The organism is Micromonospora palomenae (genome assembly GCF_007829925.1).
Lineage (GTDB): Bacteria > Actinomycetota > Actinomycetes > Mycobacteriales > Micromonosporaceae > Micromonospora > Micromonospora purpureochromogenes.
This window is the reverse complement of the sequence record NZ_VIXA01000003.1, coordinates 222,254-235,358: the sequence shown is the minus strand read 5'-3', so window position 1 is coordinate 235,358 and position 13,105 is coordinate 222,254. Positions and strand designations below refer to the sequence as shown.

Annotated in this window: 12 protein-coding genes; 7 read left to right on the top strand and 5 right to left on the bottom strand. The window is 74.2% G+C overall.

Annotated elements, in window-relative coordinates; all coding sequences use genetic code 11:
- Positions 1 to 41 precede the first annotated feature (41 nt).
- The gene (locus tag FHX75_RS22020; protein WP_154942247.1) at positions 42 to 803 is read right to left on the bottom strand and encodes an isocitrate lyase/PEP mutase family protein; all 762 of its coding nucleotides are present in this window, start codon (positions 801 to 803) and stop codon (positions 42 to 44) included.
- Positions 804 to 856: 53 nt separating this feature from the next.
- Here FHX75_RS22020 and pdxR point away from each other — a divergent pair, with 53 nt between their 5' ends.
- Together pdxR and FHX75_RS32040 are read left to right on the top strand one after the other, a co-directional pair.
- Positions 857 to 2,263: a MocR-like pyridoxine biosynthesis transcription factor PdxR gene (pdxR, locus tag FHX75_RS22015; RefSeq protein ID WP_154942712.1), complete on the top strand. Its 1,407-nt coding sequence runs from the start codon at positions 857 to 859 to the stop codon at positions 2,261 to 2,263.
- Positions 2,264 to 2,664: 401 nt separating this feature from the next.
- Positions 2,665 to 3,687: a CHRD domain-containing protein gene (locus FHX75_RS32040; protein ID WP_170285435.1), complete on the top strand. Its 1,023-nt coding sequence runs from the start codon at positions 2,665 to 2,667 to the stop codon at positions 3,685 to 3,687.
- Between the two features lie 195 nt (positions 3,688 to 3,882).
- Here the strand turns inward: FHX75_RS32040 and FHX75_RS22005 are convergent, their stop codons facing one another.
- Positions 3,883 to 5,325 carry an MFS transporter gene (locus FHX75_RS22005; protein ID WP_211364543.1) on the bottom strand — a complete coding sequence of 481 codons (1,443 nt, stop codon included), beginning with the start codon at positions 5,323 to 5,325 and terminating at the stop codon, positions 3,883 to 3,885.
- Positions 5,326 to 5,424: 99 nt separating this feature from the next.
- Here FHX75_RS22005 and FHX75_RS22000 point away from each other — a divergent pair, with 99 nt between their 5' ends.
- Positions 5,425 to 5,793, top strand: a complete 369-nt coding sequence (locus FHX75_RS22000; protein ID WP_211364542.1) for a winged helix-turn-helix transcriptional regulator — start codon at positions 5,425 to 5,427, stop codon at positions 5,791 to 5,793.
- Here FHX75_RS22000 and FHX75_RS21995 read toward each other — a convergent pair.
- Entirely contained in the window at positions 5,747 to 6,994 is a 1,248-nt protein-coding gene (locus tag FHX75_RS21995; RefSeq protein WP_154942244.1) for an FAD-dependent oxidoreductase, read from the bottom strand. The genes FHX75_RS22000 and FHX75_RS21995 overlap by 47 nt on opposite strands.
- A 57-nt stretch (positions 6,995 to 7,051) precedes the next feature.
- On the opposite strand from FHX75_RS21995, the gene FHX75_RS21990 reads away from it, so the two are divergent.
- From FHX75_RS21990 to FHX75_RS21980, 3 genes are all read left to right on the top strand, one after another.
- Entirely contained in the window at positions 7,052 to 7,663 is a 612-nt protein-coding gene (locus FHX75_RS21990; protein ID WP_154942243.1) for a PadR family transcriptional regulator, read from the top strand.
- 77 nt (positions 7,664 to 7,740) lie between these two features.
- Positions 7,741 to 8,301, top strand: coding sequence for a TetR/AcrR family transcriptional regulator (locus tag FHX75_RS21985; RefSeq protein ID WP_154942242.1), 561 nt, complete (start codon positions 7,741 to 7,743; stop codon positions 8,299 to 8,301).
- Between the two features lie 13 nt (positions 8,302 to 8,314).
- On the top strand, positions 8,315 to 10,498 hold the full coding sequence (locus FHX75_RS21980) for an MMPL family transporter (RefSeq protein ID WP_154942241.1): 2,184 nt from the start codon (positions 8,315 to 8,317) through the stop codon (positions 10,496 to 10,498).
- 23 nt (positions 10,499 to 10,521) lie between these two features.
- On the opposite strand, the gene FHX75_RS21975 is transcribed toward FHX75_RS21980, so the two are convergent.
- A complete protein-coding gene (locus FHX75_RS21975; protein WP_154942240.1) occupies positions 10,522 to 11,778 on the bottom strand; it encodes an erythromycin esterase family protein in 1,257 nt (418 codons plus the stop codon).
- 139 nt (positions 11,779 to 11,917) lie between these two features.
- Here FHX75_RS21975 and FHX75_RS21970 point away from each other — a divergent pair, with 139 nt between their 5' ends.
- Complete coding sequence (locus FHX75_RS21970; RefSeq protein ID WP_154942239.1) at positions 11,918 to 12,109, top strand: DUF2795 domain-containing protein; 192 nt, start codon at positions 11,918 to 11,920, stop codon at positions 12,107 to 12,109.
- 11 nt (positions 12,110 to 12,120) lie between these two features.
- On the opposite strand, the gene erm is transcribed toward FHX75_RS21970, so the two are convergent.
- The gene (erm, locus tag FHX75_RS21965; protein ID WP_154942238.1) at positions 12,121 to 12,954 is read right to left on the bottom strand and encodes an ErmE/ErmH/ErmO/ErmR family 23S rRNA (adenine(2058)-N(6))-methyltransferase; all 834 of its coding nucleotides are present in this window, start codon (positions 12,952 to 12,954) and stop codon (positions 12,121 to 12,123) included.
- Between the last annotated feature and the right edge of the window lie 151 nt (positions 12,955 to 13,105).

Genomic DNA, 13,105 nt, shown 5'->3' with positions numbered 1-13,105 from the left:
CCTTCCCGGCTGCGCCGTCCGGCCGCAAGCCGACGCGGCGGTCAGCCCGCGAACGGGTCGCCGCCGCCGCGCAGCGCGTCGAGCATCCCGGCGGCCCGGGCCCGGGCCGCGTTGTACACGCCGGAGCCGAGGCTGATCCGGGCCACGCCGAGGCGGGCCAGTTCCCCGACCCCGGGCGTGCCGGGGCGCAGCAGCACGTTCACCGGGCCGTCGACCGCGGCGACGAACCGCCCGACCAGCTCCGGGTCGGCCAGCAGGATCGGGTAGACGCAGTCGGCGCCGGCGGCGCGGTAACGATTGGCCCGACGGACCGCCTCGTCGAACGCCCGGGCCGGATCGCCGGCGGCGCGCAGGAAGACGTCCACCCGGGCGTTGACCACCAGGTCCGGTCCGGCCGCCGCGCGGACGGCGGCGAGCAGCTCGGCCTGCTCGTCCACGTCGCACAGCCGTCCGGTACCCGGATCGGAGTCCTCCAGGTTGAGTCCGGCCGCCCCCGTGGCGAGCAGCCGCTCGACCAGTTCGGCCGGTGGCAGGCCGTACCCCCGCTCCAGGTCGGCGGTGACCGGCACCTCGACGGCCCGGACGACCCGGGCCACCGCGGCGAGCATCTCGGCCACCGGGGTCGCCTCGCCGTCGGTGTGGCCGAGCGATTCCGCCACGGCGGCGCTGCTGGTGGCGACGGCGGGGAAGCCGGCGGCGGCGACGGCGCGGGCGGAGCCGGCGTCCCAGGCGTTCGGCAGGATCAGCGGGTCGCCGGGGCGGTGCAGGGCGCGCAGTGCGGCGGCGGAACGGCTCGACGTCATAGGCCCATTCTCGGCCGGCGGATGGCCCGCCCCTAAGCTCCAATCCCGTGCCGATGGACTGGGCCGGTTTCGGCGTCGACCTGCACCTGGAGCTGGACGCCAGCGGCGGTCGACGGGCCGGGCTGGAACGCGCGCTGCGCGCGGCCATCCGGGACGGCCGGCTGCCGCCGTCGACGCGGCTGCCCGCGACCCGGGCGCTCGCCGCCGAGCTGGGCCTGGCCCGGGGCACGGTCAGCGCCGCGTACGACCAGCTGGTCGCCGAGGGCTGGCTGGTGGCCCGGGTCGGCTCCGGCACCGAGGTGAGCCCGCTGCGGCAGGCCGGGACGCCGGCCGCCACGCCGATGCCCGGTCCCGCCGCGCCCCGGTACGACCTGCGCCCGGGCAGCCCGGACGTGGGCGCCTTCCCGGTCACCGCCTGGCTGCGGGCCACCCGCCGGGCGCTGGCCGTCGCCCCGGCGAGCGCGTACGGCTACGGCGATCCGCGCGGGCGCGCCGAGCTGCGGGCCGCGCTCGCCGGCTACCTGGGCCGGGCCCGCGGCGTGCTGGCCGACCCCGAGCGGATCGTCGTCACCAGCGGGTACGTCCAGGCGCTGGTGCTGCTGACCACGGTGCTGTGGGAGGCCGGCGCGCCGACCGTGGCGATGGAGGACCCGGGGCTGCCCTTCCACCGCGAGGTGGTGCGCCGCCAGGGCGGCCGGGTGCTCCCGCTGCCGGTGGACGACGGCGGCGCCCGCACCGACCTGCTCGGCGCCGGTGAGCTGGCCGAGGTGGCGGCGGCGGTGGTCACCCCGGCCCACCAGTACCCGACCGGGGTGACGCTGCGCCCGGACCGCCGGCACGCGCTGACCGGCTGGGCGCGGGACGCCGCCGCCCTGGTGGTCGAGGACGACTACGACGGCGAGTTCCGCTACGACCGGCAGCCGGTCGGCGCGGTGCAGGGCATGGCCCCGGAGCAGGTCGCCTACGTCGGCACCGCGGCGAAGACCCTCGGCCCGGCGTTGCGGCTGGCCTGGCTGGTGCTGCCGGCCCGGCTGGTCGAGCCGGTGGTGGAGGCCAAGCGCCACCTGGACGTGCAGACCGAGGTGATCGGGCAGCTCGCGCTCGCCGACCTGATCACCAGTCACGGCTACGACCGCCAGGTGCGCACCGTCCGCCGCCGCTACCGGCAGCGGCGTGACCTGCTGCTGGAGCGGCTGGCCGGGTGGGTGGCCGTCGGCGGGGTCGCCGCCGGGCTGCACGCCACCGTCGCGCTGCCCCCGGGCGGGCGGACCGAGGCGGAGATACTGGCCGCCGCGGCCGCCCGGGGGCTGGCGCTGACCGGGCTCGACGCCCACCGGCACCGCCCCGGAGCGGGCCCGCCCGGGCTGGTCGTCGGGTACGCCACCCCGCCTGCGCACCGCTACCCGGCCGCGCTGGACGAGCTGGCCACGGTGCTGCGTACCGTCTCCGCCCGGCCCTGACCCCGGCGCGTTCGGGGCGGCCCTGCGCTGCGGACTGAAATGTCGCTGCACCGCGGATGGCTGAGCTTCGTCCCACTCGACGTTTCGGTACGCACATCGTGCTGGGGGCGTCGACGTAAGGGATGCCAGCCAGGGCGAACCGCCCGGGTGGGCCGCACAGGACCCAGTCTGATCCACACCTCTCGAAGATCCCTGACGGTCGGATCAGGGAAGCCGGCTCATGTTTGCCGCGAACGTGGAACAATTTTCACAAAGGGTGCCAATCGAACCGAGTGCGGGACGGTCTCGACGACAACGACCTCCGGCGCACGGCACCTTTGCCTGCCTGAGTCCGGTCATGAGTGGTTCGTCCGCCGGTGATCCCGCGGCTCAGGAACTCCACGTAGAAGGGAGCAGCAATGATGGGACGTACCCGACTCTGGGCGGTCGCGATGGCGGCCAGCGCAGCAGTGGCGGCAACCGCCATCGGCACCGCCGCCATGGGCGACGGCCGGGACGACTCGGGCGACAAGCGGGACTCGCACGACTCCCGCGACTCGCGGGACTGGAGCGACTCGCGGGACAACAAGGAGGTGAACGTCCGGGCCAAGCTCAGCGGCTTCGAGGAAGATCCACAGCCGATCTCGACGCCCGGCTCCGGCCGGTTCAAAGCCACGATCGACCAACGGGACAAGAAGATCGAGTTCGAGCTGAGCTACGAGGACCTGAAGGACGTCCAGCAGGCGCACATCCACTTCGGAGGGAGGCACCAGAGCGGCGGCATCGCCGTCTTCCTGTGCTCCAACCTGAAGGACGCGAAGGGTGGCCCGTCGCACGACGTCCAGTCCTGCCCCCCGGCCCCAGCCACCATCGAGGGGACCATCAAGCCCGAGGACGTGGTCGGCCCCGCCGACCAGGGCATCGAGCCGGGCGAGTTCGACGAACTCGTCGACGCGATCGAGGCCGGCGTCACCTACGTGAACGTGCACACCAAGAAGTTCCCGAACGGCGAAATCCGCGGCCAGATCAAGAGCGACGACAAGCGGGACCAGGACGACGAGGACCGGGGCCGCGACAAGGACGACGAGGACCGGAACTCGTGGTGGAGCGAAGACGAGGACCGGGCTTGGAACGAGCTCAAGGAGAACTGGGACCGGGACCACGAGGACCGGGACTGGGACGAGCTCAAGAAGAGCTGGGACCGGGACCGGGAGGACCGGGACCGGGAGGACCGGGACCGGGAGGACCGGGACCGGGAGGACCGGGACCGGGAGGACCGGGACCGGGAGGACCGGGACCGGGAGGACCGGGACCGGGAGGACCGGGACCGGGAGGACCGGGACCGGGAGGACCGGGACCGGGACAAGCGCCACGACGACAAGGGCGACAAGGACCGGGACAAGGGCCACGACCACGGGGACGATCGGCCCAACGACGAGAAGTGACCTGTCGCCTCGCGGCGGGGGGAACGCCCAACCCTTGACGGGTTGGGCGTTCTCCCATGCGTCGGCCCACCCGCCGCAAGGACCTGTCGGCTGACGTCGGCGATGAACTGCTGCCTCCGCCTGTGATCCTCCCCCCGCGCCGGGCCCCAACCCCACTCACGCTGCTGGAGCGGCTGGCCGGGTGGGTGGCCGTCGCTACCCGGCCGCACTGGACGAGCTGGCCACGGTGCTGTGTACCGGCTCCACCCGGCCCTGACCCCGGCGCAGCGCCACCACGGCGACCAGCAGCGCGGCGGTGACCAGGGCGGCCGCGGCGGCGAACGCGGCGCGGTAGCCGGCGGCGAGGGCGTCGGTCCCGGCCCGGCCGGCGGCACCCAGCACGTCGGTGCGATGCGCGGCCAGAGTCGCCAGCGCGGCCAACCCGAGCGCGCCGCCGACCTGCTGGGTGGTGTTGGCCAACCCGGAGGCGAGGCCGGCGTCGGCCGGGTCCGCGCCCGCCATGGCGAGGGTGGTGACCGCGGGCAGGGTCAGCCCGCCGGCCAGGCCGAAGACGAGGATCGCCGGGAGCACGTCGGTCGGGTAGTCGCCGTCCACCGGCAGCCGGGCCAGCAGCAGGAACCCGGGTACGGCGAGCGCCAGCCCGGTGAGCAGCACCGCCCGGGCGCCGAACCGGGCGATCAGCCGTCCGGCGAGGCCGAGCGAGACCACCGCGATCACCACCGGGGTGGGCAGGAAGGCCAGCCCGGTGGCGGCCGGTGCCAGGCCCAGCACGAGCTGGAGCTCCAGCGCCAGCAGGAACTGGAAGCCGAAGAAGGCGGCGATGGTGAGGAACTGGACCAGGTTCGCGGCGACCAGGTCCGGCGTGCGCAGCACCCGGGGCGGCAGCAGCGGGGTGGCGGCGACCGCCTGCCGGAGCGCGAACGCGCCGAGCAGCGCCCCGGCCAGCAGCGCGGCGGCGAGGGTACGCGGGGACGTCCAGCCGTGCTCGCCGGCGCCGACGATCGCCACCACGGTGGCCATCAGGCCGGCGGTGACCAGCGCCGCGCCGGGCAGGTCGAGGCCGGCCCGCAGCCCGATGCCGGAGTCGGCCGGCACCCAGCGCATGGCGCCGCCCACGATGAGCAGGCCGATCGGCAGGTTGATCAGGAAGATCGCCGGCCAACCGGCCAGCTCGGTGAGGAACCCGCCGGTCAGCAGGCCGAGCGTGGCGCCGGCCGCGCCGGTGAAGCTGAACACCGCGATGGCCCGGGCCCGCTCGGCGGGCGCGGGGAAGAGCCCGACGACCATGCCGAGGCCGACCGCGGTGGTGAGCGCCCCACCGACGCCCTGGAGGAACCGGGCGACGACCAGGGTGGTCGGGTCGCCGGCCAGCGCGCAGGCCACCGAGGCGAGGGTGAACAGGGCGACCCCGGCGAGGAACACCCGCCGGCGGCCGGCCAGGTCGCCGAGCCGCCCGGCGAGCAGCAGCAGCCCGCCGAACGCGACCAGGTAGGCGTTGACCACCCAGGGCAGGTCGGCGGCGGCGAAGCCGAGGTCGCGCTGGATGGCGGGCAGGGCCACCGCGACGATGCTCCCGTCCAGAATGATCATCAGGCTGCCGGCGCAGAGCACGAGCAGCGCCGCCCATCGGTTCGTCATCGACGTCCTCCTTGGTGCACGGTTTGTTACCGAGGCCATCGTCTGTGACTATCAGACCGAGCGGAAGGAGGCACTTTGGTGTCCCAGGGGAACAGCTGTGTGTCCATCGGACGCGCCCAGGCCCGCGCCTGCACCGTCCGCGAGGCGCTGGACCGGGTCGGTGGCAAGTGGAGCATCGGCATCCTGGTGGCCGCCGCCAAGGGGCCGGTCCGCTTCACCGAACTGGAACGGCAGGTGGAGGGGATCAGCCGGCGGATGCTGACCCTCACCCTGCGCAACCTGGAACGGGACGGCCTGCTGCACCGGCGGGTGCACCCGACCGTGCCGCCGAAGGTGGAGTACACCGCCACCCCGATGGCCCTGGAGCTCTACGAGTCGCTGGTGGCGCTCACCGACTGGGCCGAACGGCACCGCGGGGCCATCAGCGAGGCGCGGGCCGCGTACGACCGGGAGCACGCGGGGCAGTGACTCCGGCGGCGACCGGCGCGTCCCACTCGACGTGGTGGTCGTACAGCCAGGCGAGGGAGGCGCCGCCGGTCTTCGCCATCCGCCTGGCGTACAGGGGCAGGGCGACGTCCCGCACCAGCCGGGCGACCGGACCGGCGGCCTTGGTGCCGCTGTTCCGCCGCCCCTGCGCCACCACCCGCTCGACCCGCTCCCGGCGCAGCCGCTCGTACGCGGTGAACGCGGCCGGCACCTCGGGCAGATCGCGCAGGCACCGGGCCAGCGTCACCGCGTCCTCGAACGCCATCGCCGCGCCCTGCCCGGAGGAGGGGGCGGCGGTGTGCGCCGCGTCGCCGATGACGATCATCCGGTCGCGGTGCCAGACGGGCAGCGACGGCAGGTCGTAGGTGGGCCAGCCGTACCGGATCCGGTCGGTGGCCTCGACGATGCGCAGGGCCGGGCCGGCGTCGTCCGCGAAGAGGGCGCGCAGCCGGGCGCGTGACTCCTCCGGGCCGATGGCGGCGAGCTGGTCCGGGGTCAGTTCCGCCGGCTGGGGCGGGTTGGCGAACCACCAGATCTCGTCGTCGCCCACCGGGATCCAGCAGAAGAAGCACCGCCGCCCGAAGACCATGTTCATCACGCCCGACTCGCCGGGCAGCCCGAGGCCGCGGGTGAAGCCACTGGCGTTGAGCAGCGGGACGTAGCGGGGCGCGGGCGCCGCCGGGTCGATGATCTCCCGGGTCCGCGAGCGCAGCCCGTCCGCGCCGATCAGGAGGTCACCCTCGGCGCTCCGGCCGTCGGCGAACCGGGCCCGTACGCCCACCCCGGTCGACTCGGCCGACACCAGGCGGGCGCCGTGCACGATGGGTACGCCCTGCCGGGCGGCCTCGTCGCGCAGCGCCCGGTAGAGGTCGGACCGCCGCACCGTGGTGCTGCCCCGCCCCCGGGTGCGGGTGCCGCTGGTGCCGAACTCGCCCAGCCGACGGCCCTGGTGATTGAACATCGCCATCCGGGGAGTCGGGTGACCGAGCCCGGCGACCAGTTCGTCCAGGCCGATCGCCCGCAGCGCGTCCATCCCGTTGACCGAGAGGGTCAGGAAGGAGCCCACGCCGACGGCGTCCCGCTCGTACGCCTCGTGGATCGCGGAGTCGATGCCGGCGCGGCGCAGGGCGAGGGCGGCGACCGGGCCGGCGATACCACCACCGATGATCAATGCTTTAGTCATGTCATGACTATACATAGAATGACTATGATGGGGAAGACCGTCACCTAAGGTGAGGCCATGGCCGCCCGCGCACACCGCCACTCACCGCTGGCGATGATGGTGCTCGCCCTCCTGGTCGAGCAGCCGATGCACGCGTACCGGATGCAGCAGCTCATCCAGGAGCGGGAGAAGCAGGACGTGGTCAACGTCGCGCAGCGCAACAGCATCTACCAGGCCATCGAGCGGCTGCGGCGCGACGAGCTGGTGCGGGTCAGCCACACCGCCCGGGACGAGCGGCGGCCGGAACGCACGGTCTACGAGCTGACCGACGCCGGCCGGCGGACGCTGGACGGCTGGCTGGTCGAGGCGCTGGCCACCCCGGCGCGCGAGTTCCCCGAGTTCCCCGCCGCGCTCTCCTTCCTGCCGCTGCTGCCGCCGGCCGAGGCGGCCCGGCAGCTCGAACGACGCGCCGAGACCCTCGCCGCGCGGCTGCGCGAACGCGAGGCCGTCCTGGCCCGGGTCGACCTGCCGCGGCTCTTCCTGGTCGAGGACGAGTACCGGCTGGCACTGCTGCGCACCGAGCTGGAGTGGGTCCGCGGCCTCGCCGCCGACCTGCGCGCCGGGACGCTGACCTGGTCCGGCGAGTGGCTGGCCGGCTGGACCGGCGGGGTGGACGACGCCGGGGAGTGACCGGTGTGGCGAACACCACCGGACGCCTCTGACCGATCGGTCAGACTCTGACCGATCGGTCAGGCATGCTGGAACGCATGGCACGGACGACCCCGCAGACCCACGGCGAGATCCTGGCCGCGGCGGCACGGCGGTTCGCGGCGACCGGCTACAAGGGCACCTCGTTGCAGGACATCGCCCGTGAGGTGGGCTGTTCCAAGGCGGCCGTGCTCTACCACTTCGCCAGCAAGGAAGCCCTGCTCGCCGAGCTGATGGCCAGGCCGCTCGAGGTGCTGCGCCAGCTCGACGAACGGATCGCCGCCCTCGACGGCGCCGCCGCCCAGCGCGCCGCCGCCGAGGGCTTCGTGGACCTCGCGGTCCGCTTCCGGCGGGAGATCGCGCTACTGCGCGGCGAGTTCCCCGAACTGCTGGCGCAACCCGCCTTCGCCCACGTCCAGCGCATCTCCGAACGGCTGCTCGACGCGCTCGCGGGGCACTGCGAGGGCCCGGGCGGCCGGATCGCGGCGATGGTCGTGCTGGCCGGGGTGCCGGAGGCGTGCGCCGAATTCGTCGACGTGCCCGACGACGAGTTGCGCCCCGCCCTGCTGGCGATCGCCACCCGGGCGCTGCCACCGCTCGACCCACCCAACCCCGAATGAGGACAAGGATCTGATGGCGACCCTGCTGTACCGGCTCGGCCGGGCCTCATTACGCCACCGGCGACTCGTCGTCGCCGTCTGGCTCGTCGTACTCGTCGGCCTCGGCCTCGCCGCGGCGACCCTGCGCGGCCCGACGGCGAGCAACTTCACCATGCCCGGGACCGAGTCGCAGCAGGCGCTGGACCTGCTGGCCGAGCGGTTCCCGGCGGCCAGCGGCGCCACCGGGACCATCGCGGTCAAGGCGCCGGCCGATGGCCAGCTCGCCACGCCCGAGGGGCAGACGGTGGTCAAGGGCGTCGTGCAGGAGGCCGCGACGCTGCCCGGCGTGGTCGGCGCCGTCGACCCGTTCCAGGTCCAGGCGGTCTCCCCCAACGGCCGGTACGCCCTCGTGCAGGTGCAGTTCGCGACGGGCGCCGACGAGGTCACCGACGAGCAGCGCGAGGCGTACGAGAAGGTCGGCGCGCAGGCCGAGGCGCAGGGCTGGCAGGTCGCGCCCGGCGGCGAGGTGCTCAACTCCGAGCCCGAGGTCGGCTCCACCGAGGCGCTGGGCGTGCTGGTCGCCGCGATCGTCCTGATCATCACGTTCGGCTCGCTGGTCGCCGCCGGGATGACCATGCTCAACGCCCTGATCGGCGTCGCCGTCGGCATGGCCGGCCTGTACGCGCTCAGCGGCGTGGTCGAGCTGACCAGCACCGCACCGATCCTGGCGCTGATGCTCGGCCTGGCCGTCGGCATCGACTACTCGCTCTTCATCACCTCCCGGCACCGGCAGAACCTGCTCGACGGGCTGGAACCGGACGAGGCGGTCGGCCGGGCGGTGGGCACCGCCGGCTCCGCCGTCGTCTTCGCCGGCGCCACCGTGGTCATCGCGCTCGCCGGCCTGGCCGTGGTCAACATCCCCTTCCTCACCGTGATGGGTCTGGCCGCCGCCGGCACCGTCACCGTGGCGGTGCTCGTCGCGATCACCCTCCAGCCGGCCCTGCTCGGCTTCGCCGGTCGCAAGGTGCTCCCCCGCAAGCTGCGCCGGGCCGAGGCCGCGCCGGCCGCCGGCGACACCCCGCCCGCCGAGGACCGCTCCGGCTTCGGCTTCCGCTGGGCGCACTGGGTCACCAAGCTGCGGATCCCGGTCATCCTGGTCGGGCTGCTCGGCCTCGGGCTGCTCGCGCTGCCGGCGCAGGACATGCGGCTGGCCCTGCCGGACGCGGCCACCGCGCCCGAGGGCAGCGCGGCCCGGGTCAGCAGCGACGTCATCCGCGAGGGCTTCGGGCCCGGCTTCACCGGCCGGCTCGCCGTGGTGGTCACCTCGGACTCCCCGCAGGACACCGCGGCCGCCGTACCGCAGGTCACCGCGCTGATCCAGCGCACCGAGGGCGTGCTGGCCGTGGCCCCGCCGCAGGTCGACCCCTCCGGCCGGACGGCGCTGCTCGGCGTCATCCCCAAGACCGGGCCGACCGACGCGGCCACCGAGACGCTGGTCCACGACATCCGCGCCGGCGTCGGCTCGATCGGCAACGCCGAGGTGCTGCTCACCGGCGTCACCGCGATCGGCATCGACGTCTCCGAGAAGCTCTCCGACGCGCTGCCGGTCTACCTGCTGCTCGTCGTCGGGCTGTCGATCCTGCTGCTGATGCTGGTGTTCCGCTCGATCCTGGTGCCGGTCAAGGCGGCGCTGGGCTTCCTGCTCACCGTGGCCGCCACCTTCGGCATCACCGTCGCGGTGTTCCAGCAGGGGCACCTGGCCGACCTGGTCGGGCTGGACACCCCGGGCCCGCTGATCAGCTTCCTGCCGATCCTGCTGATCGGCATCCTGTTCGGACTCGCCATGGACTACGAGGTCTTCCTGGTCTCCCGGATGCGGGAGGACTTCGTGCACGGCGACACCCCGCGCCAGGCCACCATCAACGGGATGGGCCACGGCGCCCGGGTGGTCACCGCCGCCGCGCTGATCATGATCTCGGTCTTCGGCGGCTTCGTCTTCCTCGACGACCCGGTGATCAAGTCGATGGGCTTCGCGCTCGCGATCGGCGTCGCCATCGACGCCTTCGTGGTGCGGATGACCATCGTGCCGGCGGTGATGTCGCTGCTCGACCGGACGGCCTGGTGGCTGCCCCGCTGGCTGAACCGGGCACTGCCCAACGTGGACATCGAGGGTGAGGGGCTGCGCGCCCACCTCGACCGGGAGCCGGTCGACGCCTGACGGACGGGGCCTGCCCGGCCGGCCTACACGCCGGCCGGGTAGGTCTCCATCTCCCCCAGCGCGCTCAGCGCGGGCAACGGATGCAGCGCGGTGGTCTCGTCGCACCAGATGAACCCGTCGTACCGCTCGGCCAGCCGGGTCGGCACGTAGTTGCCCCAGGACTCGAAGGTCGGGTCGTAGACCACCCCGATCGCCCGGTGGTCGACGGTGCCGGTGATCCACTCCGGCTCGTCCGCACCGCCGAAGACCAGCACCGCCCGCTCCGGCATCAGCTCGTGCAGCCGCCGCTCCACCGAACCCTCCCGGGCCGGCGGCACCACCATCGCCTCGGCCGGCGAACCCCAGCGCGGCGCGGCGACGACCGTCCCCCGGTAGCTGCCGAAGCCAACCAGCACGACCCCGTCGCGGCCCAGCCGTTCCCGGCCCAACTGGCCGATGTTCACCATCCCGTCGGCGGCCATGTCGGTGGCCCGGGCGTCTCCCACGTGCGTGTTGTGCGCCCAGACGATCCCCCGCGACTCCGGGCCGTAGTGCTCCAACAGGCGGTCCAGGGTGTCCGTCATGTGGATGTCCCGCACGTTCCACGACTCCGGGCCGCCGCGCACCATCGCCCGGTAGTAGCGCTCCGCGCCGGCCACCACCTCCGCGTTCTGCCAGGCCGCGAAGGCGTCCGGGCCGTCCGAAGCGGCGTGTGCCCGGGTACGCGCCAGCAGGCGTACCACCTCCTCCTCGCAGCGCGCGGAGACGAACCGGCTGGCCGCGCCGTACTCCTCGACCTGCTTGCCGTACGGCTCGAAGCAGCGGTAGGCCTCCTGCGCCGCCTCCAGCGACTGCGGGTCCTCCTCGCCGAGGTAGTCGAAGATGGCCTGCATGGACTCCCACAGGCTGTAGACGTCCAAGCCGTGGAAGCCGGCCCGCTCCCCCGCCGGGCGTTCCATGTTCCAGGCCCGCAACCAGCGGCAGAACCGGTTCACCTCGGCGTTCGCCCACATCCAGGTGGGCCAGCGTTCGAAGCATTCCAGCGCGAGCCGCGGGTCGGCCGCGCCGCCGGGCGCGCCGGTCACCGACCGGTTCACCCGGTCGCAGTCCGGCCAGTCGCCCTCCACCGCCACGAAGGAGAAGCCGTGCTCGGCGATGAGCCGGCGGGTGAACTGCTCGCGCAGCCGGTAGTAGTCGTAGCTGCCGTGCGTCGCCTCGCCGATCATCACCACCCGGGCGTCCCCGACACGCGCCAGCAACGGATCGAAGTCGCTCGGCGCGCCGAGCCGCTGAACCAGCATGTGCGCGGCTACCCGGCGGGTCGGCGACCAAACTCAGACCGTGGCCGTGGGCGTCGATGGCCGTCCCGGTCCCACCCCTGGAACCGGTCACTTCCGCCGATTGCGGTGTGCCGGCGCGCAGGACGGGTAGCCGGGCGGCATGACCGTCACCGGGGCGCAGTTGCAGGACTACCTGGCCGGGCTCGACTACCCGGTCTCGCGCGAGGACCTGGTCCGCTGGGGTCAGGAGAACGGGGCCAGCACCGAGCTGTTGCAGATGTTGCGGGCGTTGCCCGCCGAACAGTTCAACGACCCCGCCGAGCTGCACGAGGCGCTGGCCACGCTCGCCTGAGCATGCCTGGCTCACGGCAGGCGAGCCCGTGGGTGCCGATCGCGCGGGTCGCGGGCGTGCAGCAGGCGGAACAGGACCAGCCACTGCTCCGGCCAGACCAGCCCGACCGGCGTGGCCGGGTCGAGCCGGGCGGCCCGTAGCGCGCCGTCCACCCGGCCGCGCGGGTGCGCCGTGCGCAGCGAGGCGGCGAGCGAGCCGCCGACGCCGCCGAACCCGAGCTCCACCATCCTCCGGTACGCCGGCAGCGCCGCCGGGGGCAGCAGCGGCTCGGGACGGCGCTCGACCCGCAGGATCCCGCCGTCGACGCCGGGCACCGGCCGGAACGCGGCACGCGGCACCCGCCCGGCCAGCCGCCAGTGGTGTTCCGGCCAGGTGAGCACGGTCAGCCTGCTCCACCGGCCGTGGTCGCCGGTGCGCTTGCGGGCGTACTCCAGCTGGGTGAGCAGCGTCGCGGCCCGCAACCCGGGCGCGGCCAGGCACCAGCGGACCACCGCGGCCGTCAGCGACCAGGGGATGTTGCCGACCACGGAGAACGGCTCGTCCGGCGGCGGCGCGGCGAGGAAGTCCTCCTGCCGGTGGCTGACCTGGGGCAGTTGGGCGGCGAGGGCGGCCAGGTCGCCGGCGGCGGCCGGGTCCACCTCGTACGCGACCAGCCGCGCGCAGCGGGCGGCGAGGGGACGGGTGAGCTGACCCCGTCCCGCGCCGACCTCCAGCAGCAGGTCGTCGGGGCCGGGCCGGGCGGCCCGGACCAGCCGCGCGACGGCGGCCGGGTCGGTCAGGAAGTTCTGGGACAGCACGCGACGGGACCGGTCGCGTGCGGTGGTGCGGGATCGGCGGGGCGCCACGGGGATCGTCCTGTCTGTCGCCGGTCGGCGACGGGTACGGACAGGCAGCGCGCACGGCGGGCCTGTCCGAGCGGATCGGGACTCGGACGACCCTGGAGATTCGGCGGGGACGCGGACGTGCGCCCGCCGACCGCGAGGTGTCAGCGGTCAG